Origin of the sequence: Streptomyces dryopteridis (assembly GCF_049606955.1) — a bacterium.
Taxonomy (GTDB): domain Bacteria; phylum Actinomycetota; class Actinomycetes; order Streptomycetales; family Streptomycetaceae; genus Streptomyces.
This window is the reverse complement of record NZ_CP187113.1, coordinates 1,434,548-1,452,163: the sequence shown is the minus strand read 5'-3', so window position 1 is coordinate 1,452,163 and position 17,616 is coordinate 1,434,548. Positions and strand designations below refer to the sequence as shown.

Annotated in this window: 12 protein-coding genes and 1 pseudogene; 10 read left to right on the top strand and 3 right to left on the bottom strand. The window is 74.0% G+C overall.

Going from position 1 to position 17,616, the window contains the following annotated elements; translation table 11 throughout:
• Positions 1-17: 17 nt before the first annotated feature.
• The 6 genes and pseudogenes from ACN20G_RS05785 to ACN20G_RS05760 form a co-directional block, all read left to right on the top strand.
• Positions 18-383 (top strand): annotated as a pseudogene (locus ACN20G_RS05785) (signal peptidase I); the annotation flags it as partial.
• Between the two features lie 274 nt (positions 384-657).
• Positions 658-2,928, top strand: coding sequence for an MMPL family transporter (locus tag ACN20G_RS05780; protein WP_424211636.1), 2,271 nt, complete (start codon positions 658-660; stop codon positions 2,926-2,928).
• Positions 2,929-2,957: 29 nt separating this feature from the next.
• A complete protein-coding gene (locus ACN20G_RS05775; RefSeq protein ID WP_424211635.1) occupies positions 2,958-3,512 on the top strand; it encodes a GNAT family N-acetyltransferase in 555 nt (184 codons plus the stop codon).
• Positions 3,513-3,594: 82 nt separating this feature from the next.
• Positions 3,595-4,188, top strand: coding sequence for a hypothetical protein (locus ACN20G_RS05770; RefSeq protein ID WP_424211634.1), 594 nt, complete (start codon positions 3,595-3,597; stop codon positions 4,186-4,188).
• Between the two features lie 263 nt (positions 4,189-4,451).
• Positions 4,452-4,631: a hypothetical protein gene (locus ACN20G_RS05765; protein ID WP_424211633.1), complete on the top strand. Its 180-nt coding sequence runs from the start codon at positions 4,452-4,454 to the stop codon at positions 4,629-4,631.
• 109 nt (positions 4,632-4,740) lie between these two features.
• Positions 4,741-7,764 carry a helix-turn-helix transcriptional regulator gene (locus ACN20G_RS05760; protein ID WP_424211632.1) on the top strand — a complete coding sequence of 1,008 codons (3,024 nt, stop codon included), beginning with the start codon at positions 4,741-4,743 and terminating at the stop codon, positions 7,762-7,764.
• A gap of 19 nt (positions 7,765-7,783) precedes the next feature.
• On the opposite strand, the gene ACN20G_RS05755 is transcribed toward ACN20G_RS05760, so the two are convergent.
• From ACN20G_RS05755 to ACN20G_RS05745, 3 genes are all read right to left on the bottom strand, one after another.
• Positions 7,784-8,008 carry a DUF6191 domain-containing protein gene (locus tag ACN20G_RS05755; protein ID WP_424211631.1) on the bottom strand — a complete coding sequence of 75 codons (225 nt, stop codon included), beginning with the start codon at positions 8,006-8,008 and terminating at the stop codon, positions 7,784-7,786.
• Positions 8,009-8,080: 72 nt separating this feature from the next.
• Positions 8,081-9,223: a PQQ-dependent sugar dehydrogenase gene (locus ACN20G_RS05750; RefSeq protein WP_424215384.1), complete on the bottom strand. Its 1,143-nt coding sequence runs from the start codon at positions 9,221-9,223 to the stop codon at positions 8,081-8,083.
• Between the two features lie 234 nt (positions 9,224-9,457).
• The gene (locus ACN20G_RS05745; RefSeq protein ID WP_424211630.1) at positions 9,458-10,471 is read right to left on the bottom strand and encodes an aldo/keto reductase; all 1,014 of its coding nucleotides are present in this window, start codon (positions 10,469-10,471) and stop codon (positions 9,458-9,460) included.
• 119 nt (positions 10,472-10,590) lie between these two features.
• Between ACN20G_RS05745 and ACN20G_RS05740 the strand changes: the two genes are divergently transcribed.
• From ACN20G_RS05740 to ilvN, 4 genes are all read left to right on the top strand, one after another.
• On the top strand, positions 10,591-11,571 hold the full coding sequence (locus ACN20G_RS05740) for a 2-hydroxyacid dehydrogenase (RefSeq protein ID WP_424211629.1): 981 nt from the start codon (positions 10,591-10,593) through the stop codon (positions 11,569-11,571).
• A 341-nt stretch (positions 11,572-11,912) separates the two neighbouring features.
• On the top strand, positions 11,913-14,933 hold the full coding sequence (locus tag ACN20G_RS05735; RefSeq protein ID WP_424211628.1) for a diguanylate cyclase domain-containing protein: 3,021 nt from the start codon (positions 11,913-11,915) through the stop codon (positions 14,931-14,933).
• Positions 14,934-15,155: 222 nt separating this feature from the next.
• Entirely contained in the window at positions 15,156-17,036 is a 1,881-nt protein-coding gene (locus ACN20G_RS05730) for an acetolactate synthase large subunit (RefSeq protein WP_424211627.1), read from the top strand.
• A gap of 51 nt (positions 17,037-17,087) precedes the next feature.
• Entirely contained in the window at positions 17,088-17,612 is a 525-nt protein-coding gene (gene ilvN / locus ACN20G_RS05725) for an acetolactate synthase small subunit (RefSeq protein ID WP_424211626.1), read from the top strand.
• Positions 17,613-17,616 lie beyond the last annotated feature (4 nt).

Here is a 17,616-nt window from a genome sequence, read left to right as displayed (position 1 = left end):
GGATTACCCTCGCCCCCATGGAGATCCACGTGGGCAAGGCCGGACCGGACGCGGCCCTGGACCGGGGCTGGCTGCTCGGGCACTTCAAGGACCCGGGGGACGTCCGGCACAGCACCGACGTGGAGATCAAATGGGGGGTGCACCCGCGGGGTGAGGAACGCGCGACCTGGGTGCGCGGGGAACGCCGCACCGCCCTCCTCGTGCTGATCGAGGGCCGGTTCACGATGCGCTTCCCCGATCGGGACGTCACCCTCGCCGAGCGCGGGGACTACGTGGTGTGGGGCAGGGAGGTCGACCACTCCTGGCGGGCCGAGGAGGAGAGCGTGGTCCTGACCGTGCGCTGGCCCTCCGTCCCCGGCTACCGGACCGACGCACCGACCGAACCGGGACCGGCCGAACCGGGACCGGCCGAACCGGAACCGGAAGACGCACGTCCCGCGCACCCCCGACCCAAGGCCCCCGCCGCTCCCCGCACCCCTGCCGACCGGCCCGGACCCAAAGTCCCGGGAGGGTCCGAGGGGCTGTGACCCTGCCCACGAAGCGGACCGACGATCACGGAACACTGAGATCGTGGGGCCCGGGACGAACGGGGTGATCCCCCCTCGAATCCCCGTCCGCGCCACCGCCCGCCGAACCACCCACCCGGGAGCACCTCCGTTGGCCGCACTTGCCCGCTGGTGTATGCGACACCGCCTCGCGACCGTCCTGTTGTGGCTCACGGCGCTACTGGGCACCGGACTCGCCGCGACCGTCGCCGGCTCCGCCTTCTCCAACGACTACGAGGTCCCCGGCACCGAGTCGGGGCACGCCGCCGATCTGCTGCGCGAGGGCTTCCCCGGTCTCGGCGGCGACACCGACACCGTGGTCTGGCGGGTTCCCGAGGGGCACAGCGTCCGCGAACCCGAGGTGGAGCGGCGCATGGGTCTGGCGCTGGACGCGGTCGGCGCCCTCCCCGGCGTCGGCTCCGTGGCCGGCCCCTACGGACCGGGCCCCGAGAGCGCGGCCATGATCAGCGCCGACGGCCGGACCGCCTACGCCGTGGTCACCTTCGACAAGCAGGCCGACGCCGTCCCCAAGGAGCAGGCCCGCGCCGTCGTCGAGACCGCGAAGAACGGGGCGACCGAGAAGGACGGCCTCCAGGTCGAACTCGGCGGCCGGGCCATCGGCCTCACCGAGGCCCCCACCTCGCACGTGGCCGAGGCCATCGGGGTGGCCGTCGCCGCCGTCGTCCTCTTCCTCGCCTTCGGCTCCCTCGCCGCCAGCCTGGTCCCGATCGCCACCGCCCTGGTCAGCGTCGGCACCGCCTACGCGGGCATCAGCCTGCTCGGGCACGCCATGGCCGTGGCCGATTTCGCCCCCATGCTCGGCACCCTCATCGGGCTCGGCGTCGGCATCGACTACGCGTTGTTCATCGTCACCCGGCACCGCACCGGCCTGCGCCGCGGACTCGACGTGCCGGACGCCGCCGAGAACGCCGTCGCCACCACCGGCCGCGCCGTGGTCTTCGCCGGCGCCACCGTCTGCATCGCCCTGCTCGGCATGCTCGTGCTGCGCCTGAACTTCCTCAACGGGGTCGCGATAGCCGCCTCGGTGACGGTGGTCCTCACCGTCGCCGCCTCCGTGACCCTGCTGCCCGCCCTCCTCGCCTACATCGGCCCCCGGGCCCTGTCCCGGCGCGAACGCCGCGAACTGGCCGAGCACGGGCCCCGCCCCGAGGCCCGCACCGGCTTCGCGGCCCGCTGGTCCGCGCTGGTCGAACGCCGACCCAAGACCCTCGGGCTGCTGGCCGTGCTGGTCATGGCGGTCCTCGCGCTGCCCGCGCTCTCCCTGCACCTGGGCACCTCCGACCAGGGCAACAACCCGGCCTCCTCCACCACCCGCAAGGCATACGACCTGCTCGCCGACGGCTTCGGCCCCGGCATGAACGGGCCGCTGACCCTCGTGGCCCGCCTCGACGGCGCCGACCCCGCCGCCGCCCGCCCCGCCCTCGACCGGCTCGCGGCCGACCTGCGCGCCACCCCGGGCGTGGCCTCGGCGGCCCCGCCCGTCCTCAACGAGGCCGGTGACACCGCCTTCCTCACCGTCGTCCCCGACTCCTCCCCGCAGTCCAAGGACACCAGCCGGCTCGTCGACCGGATCCGCGCCGATCTCGCGGCGAAGGCCGGGAGCGACGACGGCACCCCCCGGGTGTACGTGGGCGGGATGACGGCCGGCTACGACGACTTCGCCGACGTGATCGTCTGCAAGCTGCCGCTGTTCGTCGGGGTGGTCGTCGCGCTCGGCTGCGCGCTGCTGCTGCTCGCGTTCCGCTCCCTCGGGATCCCGATCAAGGCCGCGCTGATGAACGTGGCGGCCGTGATCTCCTCCTTCGGCGTGGTCGTGGCCGTGTTCCAGTGGGGTTGGGGCAGTGAACCCCTGGGCCTGGGCAGCGCCGGCCCGATCGAGCCCTTCCTGCCCGTGATCATGGTCTCGGTGCTCTTCGGGCTCTCCATGGACTACCAGGTGTTCCTGGTCAGCCGGATGTACGAGGAATGGCTCGCCACCGGCGACAACAAACGGGCCGTGCGGATCGGCCTCGCCGAGACCAGCCGCGTCATCAACTCGGCGGCCGTCATCATGATCTCCGTGTTCCTCGCCTTCGTGCTCAGCGGGGACCGGCTCATCGCGATGTTCGGCATCGCGCTCGCCGCCGCCGTCGCCCTCGACGCCTTCGTCCTGCGCACCCTCCTCGTGCCCGCCCTCATGCACATGCTCGGCGGCGCCAACTGGTGGATACCGAAGTGGCTGGACCGGGTGCTGCCCCGCATCAGCGTCGAACCCCCCGACGGGGCGCACGGACGTGCGACACTTCCGGCGCAGCGGCCGCACGAGGACGAAGGCGACGGCAGCCCCCGCGAGCCCGCCCGAACCCCGTCCGCCGCACGGTGACCGCACCCACCCGCACGAAGGACGACAGCATGTTCTCTCTGGCCCTCACCGACGACGCCGAACTCTTCCCGCTGGAGGTGTGGCACGCCGAGGAGTTCCTCGCCCACCTCGACCGCGGCCGCGAGTTCATCGGGCAGCACGTGAACTTCCCCAACCGGGCCACCGACCTCGACAGCGCCCGGGCCCTCCTCGCCGACAACGCCCTCAAGGCCGCCGCCGACGGCCCCCGCCTCTTCGGCATCCGGCTGGCCGGCACCCTGGTCGGCGGCGTGCTCTACCCCGCCTTCGACGCGGCCCAGGGCGTCGCCGAGGTCGGCTGCTGGCTGGAGCCCACCGCCACCGGCCGGGGCCTGATCACCCGGGCCTGCCGGGTCCTGATCGACCACGCGATCCACGAACGCGGCATACACCGCGTCGAATGGCACGTCTCCTCCGCCAACGCGCCCAGCATCGCGGTCGCCCGCCGGCTGGGCATGACCCGCGAGGGCGTGCTGCGCGAGCAGTACCTGTACCGGGGCGTGCGCCAGGACACCGAGATCTGGTCCGTGCTCGCCCCCGAGTGGAAGGCCGCGGCCGACCGCTGACGGCCGGGCGGCCGGGTCGGGGCCGGCGCGGGGGCGCCGGCTCCTCAGCCCTTTCTCAGACAGGCCGCCTACGGTGCCCCGCATGGACACCACGAAGACCGCCGACGCCGGCCCCGAACCCACCACCCCCGCCGGGACGGAGGAGGCCGCCGCCGTGGCCGCGGCGAAGCCCGCGAACCTCACGAAGACCACCGAGCCCGCCGAGGCCGCCGAGGTCGACTCGGTCGACGAGGACGAGTTCGACGACGAGGACCTCGCCGAGATCGCCCCCGTCACCCGCTCCACCGGCGTCGGCTCGGCCGCCGCCGCCGTGATCTCCGTCGCCCTCGCCCTCGTGGCCCTCGGCGGCACCTGGTTCGGGCGGGTCCTCGGCGAACGCCAGACCCTCGTCGGGCAGATCTCCAGCAGCAACGCCCCCGGCGCCGCCGAGAAGATCCAGGCCATCTACGTCGACGCCTGGCACGTGCAGGCCCTGGCCAACGGCTGCGTCTCCGCCGTCGCCCTCCTCGTCGGCCTCTTCGTGCTCCTCGCCCCCGCCTTCGGCGCCCCCGACCGCGAGCACCCGACCTGGGTCAAGGCCCTCGGCTGGGCCGGTCTCGCCCTCGGCCTGTTCGGCGTCCTGATGTTCGGCCTCATGTACCTCGACGTCCTCGCCGCCACCCCCAAGGCCGTCTGAACGGGCCGTCTGAGGCCCCGGCCGGGGACCGTCTAAGGCCCCCCGGCCGGCAGCCGAGGGCGGGCACCGACGAACCGGGACGGACCGGACGCCGGCGGGCCGGCCCGACCGCCGCCCGCCCCCGCCGCCGGCCCGCCTAAGGCGGGCCGGACCCGAGGTTGAGGGATCCGCCCGATGCGCGGCCGGCCCCTGGGAACGGAGTCTGAGGACACACCGAGAGCGGCCCGAACGGAAGGGACGCTCACCCAGGGGGGAACACCACCGTGTTCGAGTACGAGATCGCCACCGCCCGCCACGACGAGCTGCTGCGCGAGGCCGAGGAGTTCCGCCTCGTGCGGGCCGCCCGCGCCGGGCACACCGGCCTCATCGGCCGACTCCTCGGCCGCCGCGCCGCCGACGGCACCCGGCCCGAGGACCGCGACCGCTTCACCAAGGCCGCCTGACCGGCCCGCCCGACCCCGCCCGAGTGACGTCGCCGTGCCCGACGCCCACCGCCCCACCGGCGAGAACGCCGGTCCGATAACCAGTGCCCCGGCCGGGGACGGGTGTGCGATGCTCGTCCCCGTGGAGACCAGATCCGTCAGCCCGGTGTTCGTCGGCCGTGCCGCCGAACTGGCCCTGCTCACCGACGCCCTGACCGCCGCCGCGGCCGACGAGCCCCAGGCCGTCCTCCTCGGAGGCGAGGCCGGCGTCGGCAAGACCCGCCTCGTCGAGGAGTTCCTCGACGAGGCCGCTCGTCGTGGCGCCGTCGTCGCCCTCGGCGGCTGCGTCGAGATCGGCGCCGAAGGACTCCCCTACGCCCCCTTCTCCGCGGCCCTGCGCGCCCTCGCCCGCGGCCTCCCCGAGGAGTTCACCGAGGCCGCGTGCGGACAGGAGGAGCAACTGGCCCGCATCCTGCCCGAACTCGGCGAGGTCGACCGCGGCCCCCACGACGAGGGCAGCACCGCCCGACTCTTCGAACTCACCGGCCGGCTGCTGGAGACCATCGCGCGCCGGCACACCGTCGTCCTCGTCCTGGAGGACCTGCACTGGGCCGACACCTCCACCCGGCACCTGCTGTCCTACCTGTACCGCACCCTCGTCGGCGGCCGGCTGCTGCTCCTGGCCACCTACCGCTCCGACGACATCCACCGCCGCCACCCCATGCGGCCCCTGATCGCCGAACTCGACCGACTGCGCACCGTGCGCCGCGTCGAACTCTCCCGCTTCACCCACGACGAGGTCCGCAGCCAGCTCACCGGCATCCTCGACACCCGCCCCGACGACGGGTTCGTCGACTCCGTCTTCGAACGCTCCGACGGCAACGCCTTCTTCGTGGAGGAACTCGCCGTCAGCCACACCAGCGGCTGCTCCTCCGGCATGACCACCTCCCTGCGCGACCTGCTCCTCGTCCGGGTCGAAGTCCTCCCCGACACCGCCCAGGAAGTGGTCCGGATCGCCGCCGAGGGCGGCTCCACCGTCGAACACGCCCTGCTCGCCGCCGTCACCCGGCTCGGCGAGGACACCCTCATCCAGGCCCTGCGCGCCGCCGTCGGGGCGAACATCCTCCTCGCCGGCGACGACGGCGCCTACCGCTTCCGGCACGCCCTGGTCCGCGAGGCCGTCGGCGAGGACCTCCTGCCCGGCGAACGCGCCCGCGTGCACCGCCGCTACGCCGAGGCCCTCGAAGCCGACCCGGGCCTGGTCCGCGCCGACGAACGCGCCGTCCGCCTCGCCAGCCACTGGTACCAGGCCAACGACCCGGCCCGCGCCCTGCCCGCCGTGCTCCTCGCCGCCGTCGCCGCCCACCGCCGGCACGCCTACTCCGAACAGCTCCGCTTCCTCGAACGCGCCCTGGACCTGTGGGACAGCGTCTCCGACGAGGTCCGCGACGGACTGCGCCCGGCCGAGCACATCGAGGCGTACCCGCTGTGCGACGGCCGCCGCGCCACCGACCCGGTGCGCCGCATCGACCTCATGGCCGAGGCCGTCACCGCCGCCCGCCTCGGCGGCGAACGCGAACGGGCCCTGAAACTCGCCAAGACCGCCCTGCGGCTCCTCGCCGAGCGCGAGGACCCGCTGCGCGCCGCCTGGTTCTGGACCGAACGCTCCCGACTCGTCATCGCGCTCGGCCGCAGCGACGGCTGGGCCGAACTCGCCGAGGCCCAGAACCTGGTCCGGGGCCTGCCCCCGTCCCGGGTGCACGCGGCCGTCCTCATGTACGCCGCCGGATGGGGCATGCTCCACGACCCGGGCCCGCAGAACCTCGCGGACGCCGAACGCGCCGTCGAGTACGCCCACATGGTCGGCTCCGAGGAGATCGAACTCAACGCCCGCCTCACCGTCGGCGTCCTCCTCGTCGACAGCGGCGACCGCGAGGCCGGTTTCGCTCTCATGACCGAGGTCAGGGACACCGCCGCCGCGCGCGGCCACCGCGCCGTCGTCGGCCGCGCCCACGTCAACATCACCTCCCACCTCGAAGGCCACGGCCGCTCCGCCGAAGCCGTCGAACTCGGCCGGGAGGGCATAGAACTCGCCCGGCGCGCCCGGCTCCTGGACACCGAGGCATGGATCGGCGGCAACCTCGCCGAGAGCCTCTACAGCCTCGGCCGCTGGGACGAGGCGGAACAGACGGCGCTGAGCACCATCGCCGTCGGCCAGAGCGCCGCCCCCAGCGCCGCCGCCTGGTCCCGCCTTGCCTACCTCGCCGTCGCCCGGGGGGACCTGCCCCGGGCCGAGGAGACCCTCACCGAGGCCCGGAACCTGTTCGGCCGGCACAGCGTCCAACCCCAGCACGACATCCCCCTGCACCGGCTCGCCGTGGGCATCGCCGCCGGCCACGGCCGGATCGCCGAGGTCCGCGCCGAGATCGACGCGGCCATCGCCGCCGGCTTCCCCCTCGGCCAGCACCGCTACGCCTGGCCCCTGCTGCTCGCCGCCGCCACCGCCGAGGCCGACTTCCGGGGCCTGCCCGCGGCCGAGGCCGACCGCGACCGGGCCGTGGCCGTCCTGCGCGGGGCCGCCCGGACCCTGCACGCCCCGGTCCCGCTGTGGACCGCGCACGCCGAGTTCGTCCGCGCCGAACTGCGTCGCGCCGAGGGCGTGGACACCCCCGCCGACTGGGAGGCCGTCGAACTCGCCGTCCGCCCCCTGGAACGCCCCTACCTCCACGCCAGGGCCCGCCGCCGACTCGGCGAGGCCCTGCTGACGGCCGGAATCGACCGGGACCGCGCCGCCGACCTGCTGCGCCGTGCCCGCCGCGCGGCCGAGACCCTGGGCGCCCGCACCCTCGCCGAGGAACTCGACCTCCTCGCGGCCCGGGCCCGCCTCTCCCTCACCGCGGAAGCCGACCCCCGGCCCGTCCGGGACCCGATCCCGGACCCGGCCGCCGAACTCGGCCTCACCGGCCGCGAACGCGAGGTGCTCCGCCTGGTCTCCACCGGCTACAGCAACCGGCAGATCGCCGAGGAACTGTTCATCTCCCCGAAGACGGCCAGCGTGCACGTCTCCAACATGATGGCCAAACTCGGCGTCTCCGGCCGAGGCGAAGCCGCCGCCCTGGCCCACCGCCTCCGCCTCTTCACCCCCGCCGCCTGAGTCCGGGGCCGGGGGTGGGTCACTTCGGGGGTGGTGTGTCGCGTTTGGTGGGGACCGTGGGGGGTTCCGGGGTGGCCGGGGTGTCCGGGGTCAGGCGTATGACGACCTGGCCGGAGTCCAGGTTTATCGGTCCGCGCCCCGGGTCGCCGTCGTTGACGTCCACCCGGGTCAGCTCCAGGCGCTTGTGTTCCTCGTCGGTGTGCCGCCGTCCGGGCGCGAACAGCTCGTTGATCAGGTTGAACATCCCAAACCCCGTCCCTCGCCGTGTGCCGGTGCCTGCGTTCGTGCCTGCGTTCCATTCTGCGCCCGCGCGGGGTCAGCGGACGGTCAGCCGCAGGATCCGGTCGTCCTCCGGGCCGGGGGAGCCGCGGCCGTCGGTCTCGCTCGTGACCAGCAGCAGCTCCTCCGGCCCCACCGCGAGCACGGTCCGCAGTCGGCCGTACTCGCCCTGGAGGAAGGGCTGCGGCGGGGCCGCCGCCCGGGTCCCCGCCAAGGGCACCCGCCACAGGCGCTCGCCCCGCAGCCCGGCCACCCAGATCGACCCGTTCGCCCAGGCGATCCCGCTCGGCGATGCCTCCGAGGTGCGCCACCGCGCCACCGGGTCCCGCAAACCGGGTCGGCCCGCCGTGCCCTCGACCTCCGGCCACCCGTAGTCCCCGCCGGGCTCGATCAGGTTCAGTTCGTCCCACGTGTCCTGGCCGAACTCCGACGCCCACAGCCGCCCCTCGGGGTCCCAGGCCAGCCCCTGCACGTTCCGGTGCCCCCGGGACCAGACGAGCGAGCCGGCGTCCGGATTGCCCTTCGCGGGCCGCCCGTCCGGGGTCATCCGCAGGATCTTGCCCGCCAGGGACCTCGGATCACGGGCCAGGGCCCGGTTCCCGGTCTCGCCCGTGCCCGCGTACAGCATCCCGTCCGGGCCGAAGGCCAACCGGCCCCCGTTGTGCGTGAACCCCTTGGGGATTCCCCGCAACACCACGTCCGGCGCCCCCAGCCGCTGCCCCGCCGGCCGCCGCTCGTCGTAGCGCAGCCGCGCGATCCGGTTGTCGGACTCGGTGGTGAAGTACGCGTACACCAGCCGGTCCGCCGCGAACGAGGGGGACAGCGCCAAGCCCAGCAGACCGCCCTCACCGGCCGGCGCGACCCCGGTGACCTCGCCGACCACCTCCACCGCCCCGCCCTCCCGGGCCACCCGCGAGATGGTGCCCCGGTCCCGGGAACCCACCAGCAGGTCCCCGTCCGGCAGCGGGGCCAGGCCCCACGGCGAGGACAGCCCCTTCGCCGTCTCCCCGAGCACCGTCACCGCGCCCCGCGCGGGCGGTGCGGACGGGGTGCGCGCCGTACCGCCCGAGGGATCCGGCGGCGGGGCCCCGCCCGAGGAGGTCCCCGCCCCCGCCCGGGGACCGTCGCTCCCCGACGCGCAGCCCGCCACCAGCGCCCCGCACAGCAGCAGGGCCACCACGCCCGCCGCCCCGCGCGCCCACCGGGCCAGGCCCGGCCCCCCGAGCCCGCGCGCCGCCCCCGCCGGCGGGCCCACCCTCCACCGCACGCCCTGGTCCACGACCGCTCCCCTCACGTCCCGGGCCCCGTCGACCCGTAACCGTTCAACACCAGGGGCCCGGCCCGCGGTTCCGGTGTTCGTACACTCGATCGAGTGAGTTCGCGCCCGGATCGCCGGGGTAGGGCGCCCGCGCCCTCAGTCCCACCCGTACCCCCAGCCGTCGATCGGCAACGCCGCTATCTCGTCCAGATCGGCCCCCGTCAGCGCGAGCCCCGCCGCCTCCGCGTTCTCCGCGACCCACCGCTCCCGCCCGCTCCCCGCCACCGGCACCACGTGCGGCCCCTGCGCCAGCACCCACGCCAGCGCCACCTGCGCCGCCGTCACCCGCGGCCCGTGCCGGCGGGCCACCCGCCGCAGCCCCGCTATCACCACCTGGTTGCCCGCCATCGCGTCCGCCGTGAAACGCGGGTGCCGGGCCCGCACGTCGCGGTGCTCGAAACCCGCGCCCGGCCGCAGCCGCCCGGCCAGGAACCCGCTGCCCAGCGGCATCGCGGCCAGCACCCCCACCCCGCGCGCCGCGCACCACGGCAACAGCGCCTCCCGGGCCTCCGGGGACCACACCGACAGCTCGGCCTGCACGGCCGAGACCGGGAACACCTGCTGCATCCGCTCCAGGACCCGCAGCGTGGCCCCGTACCGCCGGTCCCCGGTCCGCCCGGTCCCCGGCCCGGCGCCCGCGCCGAGCGCGCTGTAGCCCAGGGCGCGGACCTTGCCCGCCGCCACCAGCTCCGCCATCGCCCCCCAGGTCTCCTCCACCGGCACCTCGGGATCCACCCGGTGCAACTGGTAGAGGTCGATGACGTCGGTCCGCAGCCGGCGCAGCGAGGAATCGCAGGCCCGGCGCACGTACCCGGGCCGGCCGGTGGCCACCACGTGCGCCTCCCCGACCCGCAGCCCCACCTTCGTGGCGAGGAAGGCGTCGGCGCGGCGTTCGCGCAGCACCCGGCCCAGCAGCAGCTCGTTGGTGAACGGGCCGTACATGTCGGCCGTGTCCAGCAGGTTCATGCCCAGGTCCAGGGCGCGGTGCACGGCCCGCACCGATTCCTCGCCGTCGCGCTCGTCGGCCGCGTACGCCCAGCTCATCGGCATGCAGCCGAGGCCGATCGCCCCCACTCGCAGCGCGCCCGCACCGACCGACCTGCGCTCCACCGCGTCCCCTCGTCCACCGGCCCCGGGGGCCGCGCACGGACGCGCGCGTCCCGGGCCCCACCGTCTCGGGGGTCAAAACTAACCGCTGTGCGTCCCGGGCCTCGCATAGCCTCGTGATCATGAACGCGACGCACCCCGCCCCGCCGCCCGCCGACCCGGCCCGCCTCCCCGAGGTCTGGCTGCCCTATCCCGCCGCCGAGGTCCCCGGCCTGCCGGCGGGCTTCGCGTACCGCACCTGGGACGGCGAGCCCGAGTTCCCCGCCGATCCCGCCGACTGCGTCTTCTACGTCACCCCCTACATGAAGTCCCCCGAGACCACGCTGCGCCCGGTGGCCGGGATGTCCCGCCTGTCGGTGATCCAGACCCTCACGGCGGGCGTGGACCACGTCCGCGACGGACTCGGGGACGTGCACGCCGGCGTGCGGCTCTGCAACGCCCGGGGGGTGCACGAGGCGAGCACCGCCGAACTCGCGCTGTTGCTCACCCTCGCCGCCCTGCGCGAGCTGCCGGAGCTCGTGCGCGGCCAGGACCGCGAGGAGTGGCGCGGGGGCTTCTACGGGGCGCTGGCCGACCGCACCGTCCTGATCGTGGGGTACGGGGCCATCGGCGAGGCCATCGAGGAGCGTCTGCGCCCCTTCGAATGCGCCGAAGTGCTTCGAGTCGCCCGGAGCGCGCGCACCGGCGCGCACGGGCCCGTGCACGCGCTCGCGGACCTCCCCGATCTGCTGCCGCGCGCCGACGTGGTGATCCTCTCCACCCCGCTCACCGAGGCGACCCGGGGACTGGCCGACGCGCGGTTCCTGGCCGCGATGCGCGACGGGGCCCTGCTGGTGAACGTGGCCCGGGGCCCGGTGGCGGACACCGGCGCCCTGCTCGCGGAGCTGGGCTCGGGCCGGCTGCGGGCCGCGCTCGACGTGACCGACCCCGAGCCGCTGCCCCCGGGCCACCCGCTGTGGTCGGCCCCGGGCGTGCTGATCACCCCGCACGTCGGCGGCAGCAGCTCCGCCTTCGAACCGCGCGCCAAGCGGCTGATCGCCCGCCAGCTGACCCGGTTCGCCGAGGGGCTGGAGCCCGAGCACGTCGTGCACGTGACCGGCTGATCCGCCGGCCGGCCCGACGAACCTCGCGAATCACCCGGTCGGACCGTTTCGGATCGAAACGGGACGCCGTGCGCACCATGCGTGTGCGAACGTGCGCAGGGCGTGTCCACGACTCCGCTGATCGTCACGGAGCGTAGAGACGCTATGTCCCTGAGTGACGAAAGTGGTGTATCGTCCGGTTCAGGGGCCGCGCCCTGCACACCGGGCGCGGATGATCGAACAGCTTGGGGGCGACGGGCGATGCGCGGCCAACGGATGCACGGCCAATGGACGAACAACCCGACACGGCACGGGCGTCGGAGGCAGCGATGGGGTGGGCCGAATCCGGCGGGGGAGACCCGGTGAGCGCCCCAGGGGCGCTGTCGGCCCCCTCGCCCCTCACGGCGGGCTCCAAGGGGATCGCCGTCCAGCTCGCCCTCGCCGTGGTCAGCGCCGGCTACGCGGTCGGCGCCGCGGTCGGCTGGGGCTCCCGGGACCTGGCCCAGGTCATGGGCGACTTCGGGCTCAGTGCCGCCGGCCTGCTGGCCGCCGTCTCGTGCGGGGTGTACGCGCGCACCCGCCCCGGGCGCGAACAACCCGCCTGGCTGCTCTTCTCGTTCTCCTCCCTCATGGGCAGCCTCGGCAACGCGGTCTGGGGCTGGCACGAGGTGATCCTCGACGAGGCCGTGCCCTCGCCCTCGCTCGCCGACTTCGCCTTCCTCTGCTTCGCGCCCCCCGCCATCGTCGGCCTGCTCATGCTGGCCAAACGCCCGGTCAGCCGCTCCGGTTGGGTCTGCCTGGCCCTCGACTCCTGGCTCATCGCCGGCTCCCTGATCACGCTGTCCTGGAGCCTGGCCCTCGCGCAGACGGCCCGCACCGCGAGCGAGGAACTCACCGGCAGCGTCCCCCAGGCCGCCCTCGGCCTGGCCTATCCGATCCTCGACATCGCGCTGGTCTCCACCGTGCTCGTGCTGCACTTCCGGCGCTCCGCCGCCAACCGCTCCGCCGTGAACACCGCCATCGCCGCCCTCGCCCTCACCGTGCTCAGCGACGCCCTGTTCACCTCGCCGCTGCTGCGCGCCTCCTACCACTCGGGCCAGTTCCTCGACGCCGGCTGGTTCGCGGGGGCCCTGCTGCTCGCCTACGCCCCCTGGGGGGCCCGCCGACACCCGGCCGGTCCGCTCGTGCCGGTGGAGCGGCCCCATTCGCGCCCGGTGCCGCACCCGCGCCGGTTCTCGCCCGCCGCCCTCACCCCCTACGCGGCCGCCGCCGTGTGCGTCCTGGGGATCCTCTTCAACGCCGTGGAGGGCCGCAAGATCGACCGGGTGGTGCTCTTCGCGGCCGGCACCGTGGTGCTCGCCCTGCTGGTGCGGCAGGGCATCACCCTGTTCGAGAACATGGGCCTGGCCCACGAGCTGGCGCAGAAGGAGAACCACTTCCGCTCCCTGGTGCAGGGCTCCAGCGACGTCATCATGATCGCCGCGCCCACCGGCACCCTGCGCTACGTGAGCCCGGCCGCCGCCGGGGTCTACGGGCGCGAGGCCGAGGACCTGGTCGGGACCGAACTGTCCGCGCTGATCCATCCCGAGGACCTCGGCCCCTTCGTCCACGAGATCCGCCGCTTCCTCGCCGCCCCCGCCGCGGAGGAGCCGACCACCCGCGTCGAGTGCCGCTTCGAATCGGGCGCGGGCGCCTGGTTGCACGTGGAATCCACCATCAACCGGCACCAGGGCGGGCTGCTCCTCAACAGTCGTGACGTCACCGAACGGGTCCGCCTCCAGGCCCAGCTCCAGCACAGCGCCGAACACGACGCCCTCACCGACCTGCCCAACCGCTCCCTGTTCACCCGGCGGGTGCGCGGGGCCCTCTCGGGCCGCCGGGCCGGGGACGCGCACACGGCGGTGCTCTTCATCGACCTCGACGGCTTCAAGGCCGTCAACGACACGATCGGCCACCAGGCCGGGGACGAACTCCTCGTCGAGGCCGCCCGCCGGCTCCAGGACTCCCTGCGCACCGGGGACACCGCCGCCCGGCTCGGCGGCGACGAGTTCGCCGCCCTGGTCCTCGGCGACCCGGGCACCGACCGGCCGGCCCGCGAGGCGCAGGTCGGGGAGATCGCCGACCGGCTCCGGCTGGCCCTCTCCCGCCCGTACCGGATCGCCGGCACCGAGGTCCGGGTCGCCGCCAGCATCGGCGTCGCGTTCGCCGACCCCGGCATCACCCCCGCAGACCTCATGCGCAACGCCGACCTCGCCATGTACCGGGCCAAGGCCGGCGGCAAGGACCGGGTGGAGATGCACCGGCCCGGCCTCGGCGCCGAAACCCTGCCCCGGGTCCCCGAGCGCGGCGCGGCCCGCGGCCCCGCCCTCGCGGCCGTCGGCCGCTCCGCCTCCCGCCTGCCGGGCCGGCCGGGCCCCGGCGGCCCCACCGGTCACGGGGGCGCCGGCACGGTGGCCCGGGTCCGTCCCGCCCCCGGCCGACCACCCTTGCCCGAGGGCGAGTTCACGCTGCTGCACCAGCCGGTGGTCGCCCTCGCCGACGGGCAGGTCACCGCGATCGCCGCCCAGCCCCGGTGGCGCTCCACCCAGGGCATCCTCTTCACCCCCGCCGACTTCCTGCGCTCCCAGGACCGCTCCGGCCGGTCGCTCGCCCCCGAGCCCTCGCCCGACCCTCCCGCCGGCTTCCCGCGCGATGCCTCCGAACTGGCCCGCCGGCTGCTGGAGGACGCCGTCGAGATGGCCGCGGACCGTCACCGGGCCGGGCACCACACCCCCGTCGTGATCCGGATCGGGGTCCGCCGGCTGCTGGAGCGCGATCGGCCGCTGGGCTCGGTGGAGGCCGTGCTCACCCGGCACGGGCTGCCCCCCGGCGGCCTGATCCTCGAACTCGCCGACAACGACCCCCGGGTGCCCGTCGAGGAGCTGGAGCGGCGCCTGAGCTGCCTGCGCCGCTCCGGGGTCCGGATCGCCCTCGACGGGATCGGCGGCGGTTACGGGGCCCTCGGGGCCCTGCGCAGGCTGCCCCTGGACCTCGTCACCCTGGACCGGGGGCTGGTCGAGGGGGTGGTCGAATCGGCGAGACTGCACAAGATCACCTCCGGGTTGTTGCGCATTGCAAACGATCTGGGCATGCAATCGGTGGCGGACGGGATCGAGCTGCCCGAGCAGGCCCTCGCCCTGCGCGCCATGGGCTGCACCCATGCCCGCGGGACGGCGTTTTCCGGCCCCCTGGACGAATACCGGCTGCGTCGGGCCCTGGTGCGCGGTAGCTTTCCCCTGTCGGGTCCGGACACCCCCGCGGGACCCCTGAAAGCCGGTGTGACCGGCTCTTCACGGATCCCCCACAGGGGCTCACATAATGAGACTCCCGTCCCACCCACTTGACATCCCCCTCCCCCCGGAGGGAGGGTCAGTGCCATGCGCACCCGAATTCTCGTACTTGGAAAGCGCGTCGGCTGAAGCCGGGCCTCTCACGCCCCCGCTCATCGCACCCGACGCGCTCCCCTCGCTTGCCATCCGGCACGAGGGGTTTTTTGTTGCACTGGCATACGCCGACCTCGCAGACGAACCCTTTGCGAAAACCCTCAGCTTCGAGAAGAGACGACGATGACCGAGCAGGCCACCGGGGCCCCCCATCCGCAGCCGCGGGCCCGTTCCGGCGGGCAGCAGCCCGCAGCAGTTGAGCACGTCACGGGTGCGCAGTCCCTCATCCGTTCTCTCGAAGAGGTGGGGTGCGACACCGTCTTCGGCATCCCCGGCGGCGCGATCCTCCCCGCGTACGACCCGATGATGGACTCGACCCGGGTCCGGCACATCCTGGTCCGCCACGAGCAGGGCGCCGGCCACGCGGCGACCGGCTACGCCCAGGCCACCGGCAAGGTCGGCGTCTGCATGGCCACCTCCGGCCCCGGCGCCACCAACCTCGTCACCCCGATCGCCGACGCCCACATGGACTCGGTCCCGCTCGTCGCGATCACCGGCCAGGTCGCCTCCAAGGCCATCGGCACCGACGCCTTCCAGGAGGCGGACATCGTCGGCATCACCATGCCGATCACCAAGCACAACTTCCTGGTGACCAAGGCCGAGGACATCCCGCGCACCATCGCCGAGGCATTCCACATCGCCTCCACCGGCCGCCCGGGCCCCGTCCTCGTCGACATCGCCAAGGACGCCCTGCAGTCGAAGACCACCTTCTCCTGGCCCCCGACCCAGGACCTGCCCGGCTACCGCCCGGTCACCAAGCCGCACGCCAAGCAGATCCGCGAGGCCGCGAAGCTGATCGTCCAGGCCAAGCGCCCCGTCCTGTACGTCGGCGGCGGCGTCATGAAGGCCGGCGCCACCGCCGAGCTGAAGGTCCTCGCCGAACTGACCGGCGCGCCGGTCACCACCACCCTGATGGCGCTCGGCTCGTTCCCCGACAGCCACCCGCTGCACGTGGGCATGCCCGGCATGCACGGCGCGGTCACCGCCGTCACCGCCCTGCAGAAGGCCGACCTGCTGATCGCCCTGGGCACCCGCTTCGACGACCGAGTCACCGGCCGGCTGGACAGCTTCGCCCCGTTCGCCAAGGTCATCCACGCCGACATCGACCCCGCGGAGATCGGCAAGAACCGCGCCGTCGACGTCCCGATCGTCGGCGACGCCCGCGAGGTCATCGCGGACCTGGTCCAGGCCGTCCAGGCCGAGCACACCGAGGGCCACGTCGGCGACTACGCGCTGTGGTGGAAGGACCTCAACCGCTGGCGCGAGACCTACCCGCTGGGCTACGAGATCCCCGCCAACGGGATGCTCTCCCCGCAGCAGGTCATCGAGCGGATCGGCAAGCTCGCCCCCGAGGGCACCGTCTACGCGGCGGGCGTCGGCCAGCACCAGATGTGGGCCTCGCACTTCGTGGACTACGAGCAGCCACGCACCTGGCTGAACTCCGGCGGCGCCGGGACCATGGGCTACGCGGTCCCCGCCGCGATGGGCGCCAAGGTCGGTATGCCCGAGCGCACCGTCTGGGCCATCGACGGCGACGGCTGCTTCCAGATGACCAACCAGGAACTGGTCACCTGCGCCCTCAACGACATCCCCATCAAGGTCGCCATCATCAACAACGGCGCCCTGGGCATGGTCCGCCAGTGGCAGACCCTGTTCTACAACCAGCGGTACTCCAACACCGTCCTGCACAACGACGAGACCGGACACGGCACCGTCGGCTCCCAGCTCGGCGAGTCCGAGGGCCGCCGTCAGGGCACCCGCGTCCCGGACTTCGTCAAGCTCTCCGAGGCCATGGGCTGCGTCGCCCTCCGCTGCGAGGACCCCGCCGACCTCGACCGGGTCATCGCCGAGGCCAACGCGATCAACGACCGCCCCGTCGTCATCGACTTCATCGTCCACGAGGACGCCATGGTGTGGCCGATGGTCCCCGCCGGCACCTCCAACGACGAGGTCCTGGCCGCCCGCGGGATCCGTCCCGACTTCGGCGACGGCGAAGACGACTGATCAGGCAATCCGGCAGCCCGGCAACGAGCCCCACAAGAGAGAACGACTGACATGTCCAAGCACACGCTCTCGGTCCTGGTCGAGAACACGCCCGGCATCCTCGCCCGGATCGCCGCCCTGTTCTCGCGTCGCGGGTTCAACATCGACTCGCTCGCGGTCGGTGTCACCGAGCACCCCGACATCTCCCGGATCACCATCGTCGTCAACGTCGAGGACCTCCCGCTGGAGCAGGTGACCAAGCAGCTCAACAAGCTGGTCAACGTCCTCAAGATCGTCGAGCTGGAGCCCTCGCACGCGATCGAGCGCGAACTGGTCCTCGTCAAGGTCCGCGCCGACAACGAGACCCGCTCGCAGATCGTCGAGATCGTACAGCTGTTCCGCGCCAAGACCGTCGACGTCTCCCCGGAGGCCGTCACCATCGAGGCCACCGGCGGCACCGACAAGCTGACCGCCATGCTCAAGATGCTGGAGCCCTTCGGCATCAAGGAGCTGGTCCAGTCCGGCACCATCGCCATAGGGCGTGGCGGCCGGTCCATCACGGACCGCAGCCTGCGGGCCCTGGACCGCAGCGCCTGATCCC

Coding starts and splice junctions, on each gene's coding strand:
- ACN20G_RS05775 (WP_424211635.1), top strand. CDS start 2,958: ATGTTCTCTCTGGCCCTCACCGACGACGCCGAACTCTTCCCGCTGGAG.
- ACN20G_RS05740 (WP_424211629.1), top strand. CDS start 10,591: ATGAACGCGACGCACCCCGCCCCGCCGCCCGCCGACCCGGCCCGCCTC.
- ilvN (WP_424211626.1), top strand. CDS start 17,088: ATGTCCAAGCACACGCTCTCGGTCCTGGTCGAGAACACGCCCGGCATC.
- ACN20G_RS05755 (WP_424211631.1), bottom strand. CDS start 8,008: ATGTTCAACCTGATCAACGAGCTGTTCGCGCCCGGACGGCGGCACACC.
- ACN20G_RS05760 (WP_424211632.1), top strand. CDS start 4,741: ATGCTCGTCCCCGTGGAGACCAGATCCGTCAGCCCGGTGTTCGTCGGC.
- ACN20G_RS05770 (WP_424211634.1), top strand. CDS start 3,595: ATGGACACCACGAAGACCGCCGACGCCGGCCCCGAACCCACCACCCCC.
- ACN20G_RS05730 (WP_424211627.1), top strand. CDS start 15,156: ATGACCGAGCAGGCCACCGGGGCCCCCCATCCGCAGCCGCGGGCCCGT.